General features: G+C 40.8%; 11 protein-coding genes. All 11 read left to right on the top strand.

Annotated features, from left to right (window positions below):
- The first annotated feature begins 102 nt into the window (after positions 1-102).
- The 11 genes from BLT41_RS06625 (at position 103) to BLT41_RS06575 (ending at position 15,812) form a co-directional block, all read left to right on the top strand.
- A complete protein-coding gene (locus BLT41_RS06625) occupies positions 103-663 on the top strand; it encodes a GNA1162 family protein (protein WP_092159508.1) in 561 nt (186 codons plus the stop codon).
- A complete protein-coding gene (locus tag BLT41_RS06620; protein ID WP_092159507.1) occupies positions 582-1,502 on the top strand; it encodes a glycoside hydrolase family 191 protein in 921 nt (306 codons plus the stop codon). The genes BLT41_RS06625 and BLT41_RS06620 overlap by 82 nt, the downstream gene beginning before the upstream one ends.
- Positions 1,486-3,570, top strand: coding sequence for a polysaccharide deacetylase family protein (locus BLT41_RS06615; RefSeq protein WP_244512209.1), 2,085 nt, complete (start codon positions 1,486-1,488; stop codon positions 3,568-3,570). Before BLT41_RS06620 ends, BLT41_RS06615 begins: the two co-directional genes overlap by 17 nt.
- Positions 3,567-6,404, top strand: a complete 2,838-nt coding sequence (locus BLT41_RS06610) for a tetratricopeptide repeat protein (RefSeq protein ID WP_092159505.1) — start codon at positions 3,567-3,569, stop codon at positions 6,402-6,404. Before BLT41_RS06615 ends, BLT41_RS06610 begins: the two co-directional genes overlap by 4 nt.
- Before the next feature lie 98 nt (positions 6,405-6,502).
- Positions 6,503-8,329, top strand: coding sequence for an SPOR domain-containing protein (locus BLT41_RS06605; protein ID WP_092160347.1), 1,827 nt, complete (start codon positions 6,503-6,505; stop codon positions 8,327-8,329).
- 153 nt (positions 8,330-8,482) lie between these two features.
- Positions 8,483-9,766, top strand: a complete 1,284-nt coding sequence (locus BLT41_RS06600; RefSeq protein ID WP_244512208.1) for a GAF domain-containing protein — start codon at positions 8,483-8,485, stop codon at positions 9,764-9,766.
- Positions 9,747-10,808 carry a HEAT repeat domain-containing protein gene (locus BLT41_RS06595; RefSeq protein ID WP_092159503.1) on the top strand — a complete coding sequence of 354 codons (1,062 nt, stop codon included), beginning with the start codon at positions 9,747-9,749 and terminating at the stop codon, positions 10,806-10,808. Before BLT41_RS06600 ends, BLT41_RS06595 begins: the two co-directional genes overlap by 20 nt.
- The gene (gene pelF / locus BLT41_RS06590) at positions 10,801-12,321 is read left to right on the top strand and encodes a GT4 family glycosyltransferase PelF (RefSeq protein ID WP_092159502.1); all 1,521 of its coding nucleotides are present in this window, start codon (positions 10,801-10,803) and stop codon (positions 12,319-12,321) included. Before BLT41_RS06595 ends, pelF begins: the two co-directional genes overlap by 8 nt.
- A 3-nt stretch (positions 12,322-12,324) precedes the next feature.
- A complete protein-coding gene (gene pelG, locus BLT41_RS06585; protein WP_092159501.1) occupies positions 12,325-13,695 on the top strand; it encodes an exopolysaccharide Pel transporter PelG in 1,371 nt (456 codons plus the stop codon).
- A 21-nt stretch (positions 13,696-13,716) separates the two neighbouring features.
- Positions 13,717-14,676, top strand: a complete 960-nt coding sequence (locus BLT41_RS06580; protein ID WP_092159499.1) for an NAD-dependent epimerase/dehydratase family protein — start codon at positions 13,717-13,719, stop codon at positions 14,674-14,676.
- A 59-nt stretch (positions 14,677-14,735) separates the two neighbouring features.
- Entirely contained in the window at positions 14,736-15,812 is a 1,077-nt protein-coding gene (locus BLT41_RS06575; protein ID WP_092159497.1) for an HDOD domain-containing protein, read from the top strand.
- Positions 15,813-15,833: the final 21 nt, after the last annotated feature.

Genomic DNA, 15,833 nt, shown 5'->3' with positions numbered 1-15,833 from the left:
GGCAGATATTTTATGTAAGCAGTTCTTTTTATTAAAACATATTTTAATCTCATAAGAGATTCTAAATACTTAATCTTTGACTTGGAGTTAGGAGGGGTAAAAGTGAAAAGGTCTTTATTTGCCGTGATGTTTTTGGTCATGATTCTTGCGGGGTGTTCCGGATCATACATGAAAGGATATGTTCAGCCTCAAGGTATTGCGAGTGAAGCTCGTCATGCGGCTGTTCTTCCTTTGGTTAATTTAACCACTACACCGAATGCCGGGCGGATGGTCGGTGATTTGCTTTCAACTGAGCTGTACTCTTCCACGAAGTTTGATCTGATGGAATCTACAGACATGCTCAAACGCGTGAAAGGCGAAGATGATGATCTGGAATTTGTAATGGAAGATGTTGTGGCTCAAAAAGTCGGAACCCGTCTTGGTGTTGATACCATTATTTATGGTTCAGTGTCTGAATATCAGTACAAACGCGGCGTAAATCAAAGCCCAACTGTTGGAATAAACCTCAGAATGATTGATGTCTCTTCAGGAAAAGTTCTTTGGGCTTCATCTGTATCTAAGAGCGGAGGTTGCTTTTTCGGATGCACAGAATCTTTAAACAGCGTAGCTCAGGAAGCCTTGACAGAAATGGTCGCTTCAATGGCCTCTGTTCCGGCTCAATAGTTTTTCTCGTGGCGTTAATATCATTTTCTTTGTTCGGCAGCACTTTTGCTTTCGGTAAAAGCAAAAATCAGGTGTCGACATGGAGTTGTTATTATGGGCAGCAGGATAAGACTGAGGAATTAGCCCGGTTCGATCTTGTTGTTTTAGCCGTTGGTGGTCAAAATCCGGTTCCTTTGCGCAAGGCCGGTGTTAAATGTCTTGTATACTTGAGTCTTGGTGAAGTGCATGCGGACAGTCCTTATTACGCTGAGGCCGCAAAATCAGGATTGCTTGTCAGGTATAATGAGAATTGGAATTCATGGGTTGTTGATATCCGCCGTCCTGAATGGAAAAAAATGCTTTTTGAGCAGATTCTCCCTGATGCGCTCAAGGCCGGATATGACGGTCTTTTTTTTGACACGCTGGATTCTCCGATTGATATGCAGAGGCGAGACCCTGATACCTATAAAGGGACTGAGCGTAGCTCGGTGGAATTGATAAAAGAGATTCGAAAGCATTATCCCAAGTTGCTTCTTTGTCAGAATCGCGGATTTGAAATTATTCAGAGATCCGGACCATATGTTGATTATTTTTTGATTGAAGGGCTTAGCAGTTCCATAGATATAGGTACGCAGGTCAGAAGTGATGTAACTGAAAAAGATCGTGATTTTTTGATTTCCAAGGCACGAGCAGCCTTGAAAAATAATCGTAAACTTGTGGTTCTGAGCTTGGATTATGTTCCTTTTGATGATGTGAAGAATATTGATAAGGCCTATGACTTTTCACGCAAACAAGGATTCGTGCCCTATGTCAGCACCCCTGAACTTAATCAGGTTAATACCTATGCGCCTGCTCCTTAGTTTTATTCTTCTTATGATTTCTGTTTCTGTCGCGGTTCCGGCGAGTTATGCGGCTCCGCTCAAGCGCAAAGTTCTGGTTTTTTATAATAGCGTAGAGGAGCGGGATGCTCGGTCAAATCTTTTTTTAGAAGGATTTGCCATGCCGCTTAATTATTTCGGAATTCTATACGAGATTCGCGATGTAAATAAGCGTCCGCTTCCTGATGAGAAGGAAATGGAACAATATCTGGGAGTTTTTACAACTTTTTCAGATGAGATAATGGTGGAACCGGAAGAGTATCTGAATTGGCTTATTAAGCAGCAAAAAAATAAGCGCAAAGTTATTATTGCAGGTAATATTGGTGCGGGGCGGGATCTTAATGATAAAACCGTTGATTCTGCTTTGATAAAGAGAGTTTATTCAAATTTAGGTTTTTCATGGCAGGGCAATGCCACCAACGCCCGTACTCGCCTTTTGTACGATTATGTTGATCAAAAGCAGATGAATTTTGAACGCAAATTACCTCTTTTCCCTTCCAGATATATTCCTATTGTTCCCGCTGATGAGCAAGCCAAATCGTGGGTGACTGTAAAGATAAAGGGTAAGCCTGGTTCTGAAGGCTGTGTTGTAGGTGTTAGTCCGACCGGAGGTTTTGCTCTTGATGGATACATACGCTGGCAGGATCCTGTTAATTATCTTAAGCAGTGGTATTTAAATCCTTTTGAATTCTTAAAACAATCTTTGGATCTTACTGGATTACCTGCTCTGACTCCTACTACTCTTAATGGTCTTAGAGTCGCATTTGCTCATATCGATGGCGACGGTTTTGCCGGGTATACTGAAATTGATAAAAACAAGAATTGCGGTGAAATAATAATGGAGCGAATTTTTGCCCGTTATGACTTTCCGAATTCAGCATCAGTAATTGCCGGAGAAATTAATCCCGATGTCAGGGGAAGTCCGGCTAATGTCGAGTTGGCGCGAACTCTTTTTGAGATGGAGAATATTGAACCGGCTTCTCATTCATATACTCATCCTTTTGCTTGGAATGAAAAGTTGAGAGATTCTCCTGACTACGCCGACAGCTTTGTTATCGGGCAGTATGAGAAAGACGGGTATAAGTTTAATGCAAAGTATGAAATCGTAGATTCCTGTGAATATATTTCTACTGATCTAGCTCCACCTACGCGTCCTTGTAAGACACTTTTTTGGTCAGGAATGTGTGATCCAACCGAGGATCAGGTTGCAATTGCCACGAAAGCCGGAATTCTTAACCTGAACGGCGGCGATACTGTTTTTGATGCCCGCCGTAATTCATATTTCGGCGTGTCTCCTCTTTATAGAGAGCTTGGTAAGGAAAGTCAGATTTATACAGGGCAGGCAAATGAGAATATCCTGACGAATTTGTGGGAAGGTCCATTTTTCGGATTCCGCAATATTGTGGAGACCATGAAGCGGACCGGATCACCCCGCCGGATTATGCCGATCGATATTTATTATCATTTTTACAGTGGTGAAAAATTCGCATCTCTCAAAGCGCTGGAAGATGTTTACGACTGGGTTGTCGCGCAGGACTGTGCGAACATTTATGCGTCGGCCTACATTAAAATGGTCGAAGGGTATCTTTCTGGCAAAATTGAAATTATAGATGCCGATAGTTTTTCTGTAACAGATTACGGGAATTGTCTTTCCCTGCGACTGGGCGGAGCTGATAAGGTTCCCGATCTTTCCAGATGTAAAAATGTTCTTGGGTATGATGTTCAACCGGAAGGGATATTTGTACACTTAAATCCGGGAAAAGAACGGGCGGAAGTTGTATTATCTTCAAATCTTAAAGTGAATTCAGACTTTGCATATATTAAAAACGGTTCAGGTTGGATAAGTGATTTACAGCATTTTCAAAGAGGAGCGCGGTTTATATTTGAATGTTTTGGAAATGGTAAAATTGTTGTAGGCGGCCTTAAACCTGATCAGACATATAAAGTTGTAGGGAATAACTTTTCGGGATTAGAGGTTCGCAGTAATAATGGCGGCGAGGTTGTTTTACAGGATGTAACGTCAGGACCGTTGGAGATTTCGCTGATTTGAATATCAAGTTATGGCGAATACTTTTATTTGCGCTCATAATTATCGGAGCCACCGTTCTTATCTATCCTTTCCCGAGAGATATGGTTCCGCTGTATCTAAAAAGCGGTGAAATAGCTAAAGCTTCTGATTTAATTTCGACACTTTTGGATGAAAATCCTGATGATCTGCAACTGCTTACTATTGGTGCGGATGTTTATCTTGTCCGTGGATTGCCGGATAAGGCTATTGCCAGTTTAAATAGAGTTCTTGAATTTAAGCCGGAGGATCTTGCTGTCCTTGAAAAACTGGTTCAGTTTTACGAGTGGAATGTTATGCCTCGTGAGGCTTTGCATACATGGGAGAGGATCTCAAAAATAAGTTCAAAACGTAAAAAGCCATTTGAGCAAATGGTTATGTATTATCGTTTCTACAACATGATTCATGATGAAGTCGGGGCGATTATAAAGTTGAATCGTTTACAGTCAACTCGTGAAATTGCCGATGTTTTTCAAAAAGGGATAAATCTCGAAGTTGCCCGGCTTTCTGATAAGTACGATGAACAAAAAGAAGATCCCTATCAGGATTATCTTATCAGGCATATTTTTATAGTAGGAGAGCAGTTCCGGGTTGCTTTGGCTAATAATGAGAAAATTAATTACTTAGAGTTTGTTACTTATGCTCTTGAATATTATGTTGAAGTTGACCGTGTTGAAGAGGCGTTATCCTTTGCTTCTTATATGGATAATGAAACGGAGAAGGGATTAAGAAACCGTATTCAACTTGTTAAAGTTCTTGGCTGGTCTCAACAATATACTGCTGCTCTGGATTTGGCGGAAAAATTATATAAGCTTAAGCCGGATAGCACCATATTGCTTAAAGAAATGGTCTGGTTGGCTCAGAGTTTAAACAGATATGATCTTGCTGAGTTTTCATTGGAACAGTTGGTGCGCATTGAACCTGATAATAACCAGCATCGTGAAGATCTGGGAAATATGTATATGCAGACCGGAAAATTCGGTCAGGCCGTGGCGCTTTTTCGTGATTTGGCAGATAAAATCGGTAATTTCTTTAAATATGCTCACAACATGTTAAGAGCTGCTTTATATAGTTCTGATACACAGTTGATGGCAGAAGTTGTGGCAGAGACTGAATCTCTTAATATTTCTGATCCTGAATACCAGCGTACAAGGGCTGAACTTCTGCTCGGGCTTAATCGTCCTCGCGAAGCCTATGCGATGCTGAGGGCAGTAGCTGAAGGGCCCGGTGGAGAGATTGAGGATTATGTCAGACTTTTGGACGCTGCCGGAGCAACAGGAGATGATAAGCTTGTTGCAGAGACTATCGATTTAGCCTTACGTTTTAAGCCGGATGATATTTCACTCATGCGCCAAGGGGCCGAGGCTTGGATGAATGCCGGTAATCCTTTAAAATCATATCAATTATATAGTAAAGTAGTTCGCAAAGAAGGGCAGGAGAAAGACGTTATAGGTATGCTGCTTGCCGCTGCGGAAACTCAGAAAATTAAAACCGCAAAAGAGGCTGCCGGATACGCAACTAAGGTGTTGCCCGATAATATTAAAGTTCTGTCTCAGGCCGGAGAGATCATGCTTTGGCTGAATTCTCCGGTTGACGGTTACCCTTATTATAAAAAGGCTGCGGTCCTGACCGGTGGAGAGAAAGAAGCTGTTATGAGGCTTATGCAGGTGGCGTCTTTTACTGCTGACAGCAAAATTTTTAGAGATGCGGCTATAACTGCCGTTAAATTAAGACCTTATGATGAACAGGTTGCAATGCTTGCCGCAGGAGTCTGGGCTGCAGCCGGAGACGTGGAAAAAGCGAAACAGTTGATAGTCCGGTTTGCAGATAGAAAGGGCGAAACGTATGAAATGCTTCTTCAATGGGCTGAATTTGCAGATAAATCAGGACTTACCGAAGAAGCTTACAGGCTTTATGATCAAATTTATTCGTTGAATTTTAAAGATAAAAAGGTCCGCGCAAACTTGGCAAGGCTTGCAGGCTGGACGAATCGTCCAAAGGTGTCTGCAAAGCTTTTTGGTGAGATGTCTGATGAGCAGCCGGGTAGTTTTTCTTTGGCAATACAGGCTGCAAAAGGATATTCTGACTCAGCTGAATACGCAAAAGCCGTCGGTTATTATGAACGGGCGTTATCTCTCAAAACGAGTGACACTGATTTAAAGCTCGAATTGGCTCTTAATTACGGTCTTGCAGGAATGAATGCGAAGCGGATCATCCTGTTGCAGGATTTGTATGTACAGGGAGTGCTTCCACAGGGTGAAAAGATAGAATTGGCCAGAGCATATCTTGAGGAAAAAGATCCGCAAAAGGCTTTGGAAATTCTTGAACCTTATGCGCGTCTTAAGACTCTACCAAGGTTTGAAGGGTTTTTGCTTGCTTCCGCTTATGATCTGGCAGGACGCGGGCGCAATGCTTCTGATATTTATAAGAGGCTCGGACGTGAACATAATAAGGACGGAATTTTTATGGCCAGGCTTGGAGCTGAGGCCCTCTTTAATAATCATATAGCTGAGGCTTTTTCTTTGTTTGAATCAGCTCTCAGAGTGGATAAAAAGAACCAGACTGCGCTAAAGGGGATAGCCATAATTTATACTGAACGAAATGAGTATAAAAGGGCTATCGCTAAGTTTAAGGCATATAACAGAATTGTACCGGATGATGCCGATGCTAGATTTCAGCTTGGAGAGATATATTTGCTGGTTAACAGAGAGGGTGATGCTGTAAGGGAGTTTAAGAAAGCGAAGCGAATATTAAAGAGACAAGGGCAAGTTCAAAAGAATCTATCCATTCAAGCTAAAAAGATAATCGACAGGGAATAATTTTGAAAAAGGTCAGTGACTTAAAATTTTTTATTTTGGCAGTAGCATGTTTGCAACTGTTAATCTTATCATCTTTTCTTCAAGCTGAAGAGAGAGTTGTGTCATCGACGCCCGTAACTCAAAGTAGTCCTTTTGTAAAAAAATACGGTTCTAATAGAGTGTGGACCGTTCGAATCTCATCTTTTTTGAGCGCAGAGAATGCTTGGAATTTTTATTCATATCTTCAAAAGCTAGGATTTAAGCCTGTAATGGTCAGGCTTTTTGATTCAAAATATCGTTTGTGGAATATTGTTCAGATCGGAGATTATCCCACACGCAGTCAAGCTAAAGCTTCCGGACGTTCTTTTAAGAAAAAGATGAATCTCGATTATCAGATTAAGAGTATGAATTTAGGGTTTCTCGCTGCAAGAAAGGCCACCTCACCTGATACTCCTTTGCCTCTAAGACCTGATAAAACATTCGTAAGTGATCCTGTCAGAGCTAAGATCGTTAAAACTGATCCGGTGGTTGGGAATATTCCAGAAGATTTGAAGGGCGGGACAGAAGAATTCTTTTATGAAATTGATCAGGATGATGTGTTGCGGGCCGTTTCTCAGCGTCAGCGTGAAGTTATTTTGGCGCGCATAATGGTCCGTCGCGGCTATGTAGACGATGGAATCAGATTGTATGAGAAGCTTGTTAAAATTTATCCTGAAGATATGGATTTGCGCGAAGAGTACATTTCTACCCTTATTGATAATGAAGAATATAATAACGCCAGCAGTCTGCTTCAAGGCTGGCTTGAAGATGACCCTGTCGCCGCAGGGGCTTTGCGTCAAACTGCGCGGCTTAAATTGCTGACAGGGGATTATGCTCAGCAACAGGCATCCCTTAATTATATTTTACAACTGCGCCCCGGAGATACTGATGCGTTGTCTTCCAGTGCATATGGGCGTCAGGAAGGCGGAGACTGGCTTGGAGCTATCGAGAGTTTTTCAGAATTGATTGACCGCGAGCCTAATAATGTTGATGCGCGTCGCGCTTTGTCCGGTCTTCTAAAGCGGCGCAGACCTCGCTTAACCCTCACTCCGCGAGTTTATTTGCAGACCAATGACACAATTACAACTTCAATGAAGACGAATTTTTCTATGCAGCTAGACAGCCTGACGCGGGGCGAATTTATTTATGATTTTGCGCAGATTTATCGTCCTGAAGGAGATGGCATCGAGAAGGTTGATAAAACAATCAACCGCGCGGCCTTTTTGTTTCGCAGAGATTTTTCACGTAAATTTACCGGAATTTTAGGTATCGGTGCTTTTGAGGGGACAGCAGAAGGGGTTACCGGAGCGCTTGGTTTTGACTGGTTGGTTCACGATTCCGGTCCTGTTTCATTTATGGTTGATTATAATAATCCGTGGATTGATGAGCCTTCCGCAGCAAACTATAAAGGTCGCTATAATCAGGTTTCGCTGACGTATGACGGGTTCTACAACGATACTTGGGGATTGTTTATGAACGGACAGGTCCGCCAGTATGTTGTGGATAATGACAGGTTGTATGGAACCAAAGGTATTTATAATGTTATTTTAACAAGAAAGCTTTTGAATAATCCGGAACTGTACGTATCCTATTCATACTATCGGTCACATTTTAAATACGAAGATGAAAATTATACCCCGATCACATTGGTACAAAATGAGAGTATTCATACTTTGAGCACAAGTTTCAGTAAGTGGTTTTGTGAGACCATAGGTGTTCAGGTCGCCGGAGGTATAAGGCAGGATGAGTTTAAAAGTTCTCCGAGTTACTTCGTTTCTCCGAATTTTATTGTGAGACTTGGCGAGAGATGGGAATTTAACACAGGGTATGAGTATAGCAGTGATTCCGGGTTAGCTGGCGGTGGCGAAAGTCAGGCTATTACTGGTGGCATCAGTTATGTTTTCTAATATTATTTATTCAGCGGGTTGCAAATAATGCTTAAGGTTCATGCTGTCGTAAAAAAATATAAGCTCTCAAAGTATTTTGAAGTGTTAACAGGGGTAATTGCACTTACTGTTATTAATTTGATTTTTTTTCGCTCTGATCTAGGTTTTATTAACGTGTCCCCTCATCCCTATTGGATTATCGTGTTGCTTACCGCTTCCCGTTATGGGTTCGGTGGCGGTGCATTTGCAGGATTTATCACAGCAGTAGCCTATTTTGGATTTGTATTGCTTTCAATTCCGGATCTTGCTCTTGTTGAATTTAAAAGTCTTTCTATGTGGGGAAAGCCTGCTTTGTTTTTTATTGTGGGTGTTGTGATTGGCGAAATGCGGGAACTTAATATCAAAGAATATAGTTCGTTAAGTGAAGAGCGCGATGCCTATAAAGAAGCCTTCAATAAAATAAAAATAAAATTTGATGTCTTAAGTGAAGCAAAGCAGGAAATTGATACCAGAATTATTTCTCAGGAAAACACCTTGGGAACTTTGTATGAGGCTGCGCAAGGTCTTCGTACTTTGAGTCAGGAAAGTATTTTTCCTGCGGTTCTTGAGATTCTTATAGAATTCATGAGTGTCGAAGATTGTTCCATTTATACCCTCGAGGGTGATGAATTTAAGCTGAATACCGCGATAAGGCATGGGAAAAGTTCGCTACCTGACAAAATTCCTTATTATGAAGGTTTAATGGGATTGGCAGCTGAAGATAAAAAAACTGTTTCGATTAAAGAAGTGGCAGATTCTGAAAGCATGCCGAGCGGTATAATTATTTCCGCGCCGATTTTAGCAGATAATCAAAAACATGTTATCGGCGTCCTGAATGTCGAAAAAATGCCGTTTATGAAATTTAACAGTGATTCAGTGCGAGTTGCCGGACTTGTTGCCGACTGGTGCGGAAGCAGTATGGAAAACGCGACAGTATTTCAAGAGACTAAAGATAAGCTTATCGCAGATGAATTGATTGATGCTTATACGTATGATTATTTCAAAAAGAGATTGCGTGAGGAGTTTGTCAGATCCCGCAGGTATGAACTGGATTTATCACTGATTTTATTGGAATTTCCAAGTATGGAAAATGCTTCGGATGATGGTAGAGAAGAAGTTTTGATGGCTTTCAGTATGATTTTGAAAAATCAGATTCGCGAAATTGATATTTTGTTTTTGAATGATAAGCCCGGTTCTTTTTTTCTGGTCTTGCCGACAACTCCGGCGGCAGGTGCAAGGGTTGTCGTTAAGAATATTTTGAATGCGTTTAGAGCATTAAGTATGATGGCATTTGAGTCCGATGAAAGTCTGGTTGAGATTCGTGCCGGAGTGTCTGGCTACTCTATGGGTATGGAAGATCCTATGGACATGGTTAAAGCCGTAGAAGAGGATGTCGTCAGTGTTTTATTCACGGAGTAAAATAATCCTTTCAGCGCGGCTTTGGTTCGCTGCCGCCTTTTTATTTGCATACTTGTTTGAAATTGGTGCGTTCTGGTTTTATGTGAACAGGTCTGAATCTTCCTATTTTGTCTACGCTGCGGTTTTGGCTCATATTTTTGCAGCATTATCTTTTTTTATTACGAGGCCGAAGCCCAGAGCTTTGCCGGGGGTCGGATATTATTATCCTCGCTTGGCAGCTCTTTTTACTTTTTTCATGCCCGGTATCGGACTTTTGGGTATTTCAATGACTTTGTTCATGTCCAGAATTTTTATGACAAGTCACGGTCTTGCCGAGGAGTATAAAGAAAAAGCTTTTGAGGGAAGCGGTATAGATGTTGATCTTCCCGAAGATATCAATGTTTTTTTGTATGAAGAGTTGGATATTCATCCTATTGCGGATATTCTTGCCGGGGATGATATCCAAATGAAACGCGGCGCTGTCAATCTGCTCAGGCGGATTGGTTCGTCAGAGGCTGTTTCATTACTTAGAAAAAGTCTGTCAGATGAAAATGCAGAAGTCCGTTTTTACGCGCATACTGCTCTTGCCCGGTTGGAAGAAGATTATGCTCAGTCATTGGATAAAGCTGAGATTCGCACTAAAAAATATGGTAGTGCACAATCTTACGCAGAGCTTGGGTCCGTCTATAGAAATTATGCTCAAAGCGGTCTTCCTGAAATCAATATTCAAGAACAATCAATGAAGTTTTCTTGTGATCACTGGAAGGTTGCTTCTGAAATGGTTCCTGAGAATACAGACTATCTAATGAGGCTGGCAGAAATTTATATTGAGAGCCGGAGGTTTTCTGAGGCTGTTGAAATATATAAAGGCACTAGGAATAATCCAACGCTTGAACTTGAATCCCGTTTGGGGATGTGCAGAGCTTATTTTGAGATGGGTAATTTTATTGCGTTGTTCCATGAAGTTGAGAATCTGCGGGCGAAACCGGTTTTAGAATCTGCTGATCCATTTAAAAAAGTTGTGTATGATTTTTGGATGGATGGAGAGTCTGCATATGAATAATGAATATGATAAAAATGAAAAAGAATATGACGTTTGTCTACTTCTTGAGGGGACTTATCCATTTGTTTCCGGCGGAGTATCAAGCTGGATTCATAATTTAATTAAGGGAATGCCCGAGCTGACTTTTACAGCAATCTGTATTTTGGCAACATCTAAGGAAAAAGCAGAGTATAAATATGAAGTTCCTGATAACTTCGTAGACCTTAAAGTTATTTACCTTCATGATCCGATTGATAATAAAAAAAGCCCGTTTAAGAGTATTTCCAAAAAAAATATTCAGAAGATGAGGAAATTCCATTATAGTCTTGATAAGTATGATATCGGTTTTATGACGGAAATTGTTGATCTATTTCGTGAGGATAAATATCCGCTCAGTGAGTTGATGCATGGTAAAAAAGCTTGGGATTTACTTGTTGAGAGATATAAACCTGATATGAATAAAGAGTCTTTTATCGACTATTTCTGGACATATCGTTTTACACATCTTCCTATTTTTAAAATGCTTCCGTTAGAACTTCCTAAAGCAAGAGTTTATCACACTATATCAACAGGTTATGCTGGGCTTTTAGGCGTTATAGCCAGAGTTACAACCGGTCGCCCTCTGTTGCTTACCGAGCATGGAATTTACGTGAAAGAACGTAAAATAGAAATTTCGCAGGCTGAATGGATTTATCACAAGAAAGATGAAAGATTTCGAGTGGACAGCAAGCTCGGAGCAATTCAAACTTTTTGGATTCGCATGTTCGAACAACTTGGAAAAATTTGTTACGATTATTCTTCAGAAATATACACTCTTTACGAGGGTAATAAGCAACTTGAAATTCTTGAAGGGGCTGATCCTGCCAAAATCAAGATAATTCCTAATGGAATCAGTCTTGATAATTTTCTTGGATTAAAGCCGGAAGATCATGATTACAAAGGACAGACAGAGTTCGCCATTGGTTTTGTAGGCAGGGTTGTGCCTATTAAGGATGTTAAGACTTTTCTCAGGGCTTGCAAGATCGTTGCTCTTAAAGTCGAGAAGTTTAAAGTATATATAATGGGGCCGACCGAGGAAGACGAAGAGTATTACGAAGAATGTCTTAACTTAGTAAAACTGCTTCATATTGAAGATGTAATTGAATTTACCGGTAAGGTTAAAGTTACAGACTATCTGCCTAAACTTGATGCAATTGTACTGACAAGCATAAGTGAAGCTCAGCCGCTTGTAATAATGGAAGCCAATTGCGCTGGAGTGCCGGCAGTAGCATCTGATGTCGGTTCATGCCGGGAGTTGATCGAAGGACGGACCGTCGCCGATAAGGCTCTCGGGCCTTCAGGGATAGTAACAAAAGTTGCAGATCCGATTGGGACAGGGGAAGCTATTCTGACTATTTTACAAAAACCTGTCCTAAGAAAGAAAATGTCATTGGCGGGCATTGAGCGGGTAAAAACTTTCTATAAAGAATCTGATTTGAACGAAACATATTTGAAGATTTATCATAAGTATATGAAGATGGAAGACCTGGAGTAACTGATGGCTGGAATAGGATTTGAATTAAGAAGAATGCTGGGCAAAGACAGTTATTTGTCTGAAATGTCGGCCTACCTGTATGCTGCGATGGTTTCATCCGGGCCGTGGCTTATGAGTGTTCTTTGTTTATCTATTCTCGGGTTGTATTCATATTCCGGTTTTTCTCGTCTCGATCAGGAAATTTTCAGGACAACTATTGTTTATGTTTATGCTTTTACGCTGGTTTACGTAGGATATATTCAGCTTGTAGTAACCCGTTATCTTGCGGATAAATTTTATCTGGGTGAAGAACGGATTACACTCACAGCTTTTTTTTCAAGTTCTATTCTTGTGCTTATTGTCGGTTCTATTATCGGGATTGGAGGGCTTTGGACCTTTGAACTAACTATAACATATAAGATTATAGCTGTTGTCCTTTTCCTGATTGTCGCAATGATATGGCTGGCCATGATTTTTCTTTCAGCCGTAAAAGATTTTCGCAGTATAGTGCAGGCTTTCGCCATTGGTACATCGATCAGCGTAGGAGCAGCCTTTCTGCTTTATCCAGTGATGGGTCTTAATGGGTATTTACTCGGATATACTTTTGGGCAGGCTGTTATTTATTTCTGGCTTCTGGCAAGGCTTCTGGCAGAATTTCCGGCCAGACGGGTGTGGGATTGGGGGATGTTGTCTTATTTTTTAAAATATTGGGAACTTGCTTTAATCGGCATGCTTTTCAATCTGGCAATATGGATAGACAAAATTTTATTCTGGTTTGCTCCTGATTCAAGAATGGTGGTTCCTTATCTGCGAACCCATGATATGTATGAAGGACCGATATTTTTTGCTTATTTAACAATTGTTCCGACATTAGCTATTTTTTTGGTCAAAATTGAAACTAAGTTTTACGAGCATTATCATGATTATTTTGCGAAAATAATTTCCAAAAAAAATCTTTCCAGTATTTTAGAAGAGAAGAAAGGAATGGTTCTCATGCTCAAGGAAAGCTTGCGTGAGATTTTAATCGTTCAGGGATCGTTAACTCTTCTATGTTTGTTCATGGCTTCCGACTTCATTGAGATTGTTGGGCTTTCTCCTATTCAAAAGCCACTCTTGCAGATAGCCTTAATAGGCTCCTTAATGCAGGTTATGTTATCGGTTGCTGTGATTATTTTATTCTATTTTGATTTGCGGAAAGAGGTTTTGCTGATAACTTTGATTTTTCTATTCAGTAATGCGGGCCTTACTCTGTTAAGTATGAAATTAGGGTTTACTTTTTACGGATACGGTTACTGCTATTCCTGCTTTATCTCTTTACTGTGTGCATACTACTTTGTTTCAAAAAGTGTGACGGATCTGGAATATATAACTTTTGCTGGGCAACCGATAATTTAAAATTATGAAGGAGTCCGCTCTATGAATAAAAAAACATGTCTAGTTACAGGGTGTGCCGGTTTTATAGGAAGTCATCTTACCCATCGATTGCTTGATCTAGGTCATTCTGTTGTGGGTGTGGATAATTTATCTTCCGGATATGTGCACAATATGAGCGGTTTTTTGGATCATCCTGATTTTAAATTTCACGAAGTCTCTGTCGCTGAAGAAGGGTTGCTTGAAAGTTTAAAGGAAGCATATCCAGCGCTTGATGTAATATTTCATTTGGCGGCTATAGTGAGTGTTCCTTATTCGATTGAGGTTCCTGAACTTACAATGGCAGTTAACTTCGAAGCGACTAAGAGAATGCTTGAGTCGTCCGCAAGTCTAGGGTTATCAACTTTTGTTTTTGCCGGATCTGCCGCAGAATACGGCAATGAAGGGCGGCTTCCTGTCCGTGAAGAATATGCGACTGATGAGGTTGTGCCCTTAAGTCCATATGGAGTTGCGAAGTATAAGTCTTCTTCGCTGATCGAAAAAAGCGGGTATGGATGTTCTTTGCGTTTCTTTAATATATTCGGGCCAAGGCAGGACCCTACAAGTCAGTACAGCGGTGTGATTTCAAGATTTGTTGATTTCGGTCTGGCTGGAAAAAACATGGTTATCTTCGGCGACGGCACTCAGTCTCGCGATTTTTTATATGTATCTGATGTTGTTGATTCCTATTTAATTGCTGCCGGACTTGACCTTGAGGGGCGTGGTCCTCTTACCGGAATTTACAACGTAGGAACTGGACACGGGATTTCAGTTTTGCAGTTGGCCGAGACTGTTTCCAAGCTGACATCGGCACCTTCTGAAATAGTTTTTAAGCCTGAAAGGGCTGGAGATATTAAACACTCCCGTGCAGATATAAGCAAAATTTCAGCAGTGGGATTTAGTTCTTCTGTCTCTTTTGAAGAAGGTTTGAAAAAAACTATTGAGTGGGCAAAGTCCTGTAAATAGTTTTAAAAGTTTACTGTCTCAATAAAGAATAATTATATCAAAGAGTAAAGGTTTATAAAATGGCTGAGAGTAAAGTTGGATCAGAAGTAGAAGTTCCTGTTAACGCCGAAGTTAAGGAAGCTGCCGATGAGTATGTTGAAAAACTGTTCAGCAAGTCTAATAACGATTTTGAGCTGGTAGCATTACTTAGAGAACTGGCTTGCAAAAGAGTTTATCATGATATGATCAGCAACCCGGATGAATATAAATCTAAGCCGCAGCTTGCTTCTGTCGAATCTTGGGATGGGACAAAGCCTGCCGGTCCCAGAGATTTTTTGAAAAAGAAAGTTGTGCTCCCGTCTTTGCCTCAGGTTTTGATTCAAATTCAGAATGTTCTCAATGATCCTGATAGTTCTGCGAATGATCTTGCTGAAGTTATAAGCATGGACCCCAAGCTTGTTGCGGCAATTTTGCGGCTTGCTAACAGTGCTATGTATAGTTTCAGAACTGAGGTTGATACTCCTACAAGAGCGGTTGCTCTTTTGGGCTTTAAGCAGGCTGGGTCTTTAGCTGTTGGAACAGTGTCGCTTAGTTTGTTTAAAAGATCTAAGATCTCAGTTCTTGAACTTGAAAAATTTTGGAAACATTCGATTGCCTGCGGAATTATTGCTCAAGAAATTGCACGTTTGGCAAACCTCGGTGATCCAGAGCGATTTTTTGTTTCCGGGCTTCTCCACGACATAGGACTTTATGTTATTTTTGAAAGCGAGAAGAGTCTTGCTGTTGAGTTACTGCGTATAGCAAATCAAGAAGGAAAAAGTCTCTATGGTGCAGAAAGGAAATTGTTAGGCTTTGATCATGCCATTCTTGGTGGAGTTATTATTAAAGATTGGAGCTTTCCGAAAACTCTTGTGGTTGCGGCAGCGGGTCATCACAATCCTGAAAAAGCTAAAAACGATCCCGACGCCGGAGTCGTTCATATAGCTGATTATGTTTCCAGAGCTTTAGGATATGACCTTGGGGTCTCGCCTATTCTTGGGGCGGTTAGTGAAGGTGTATGGGATAACCTCGGGATAACTTTTGACCAGTTTAAGGAACTCATACCTCAATTTGAATTACTTATTGATGACATTTTTGAAATATTAAAACCTGAGTAGACCATAAAAGTTTCAGTTTTA

Origin of the sequence: Maridesulfovibrio ferrireducens (genome assembly GCF_900101105.1) — a bacterium.
Classification (GTDB): Bacteria; Desulfobacterota; Desulfovibrionia; order Desulfovibrionales; family Desulfovibrionaceae; genus Maridesulfovibrio; species Maridesulfovibrio ferrireducens.
Note: the sequence above shows the minus strand (reverse complement) of the source record. Positions and strands in the feature narration are given on the sequence as shown.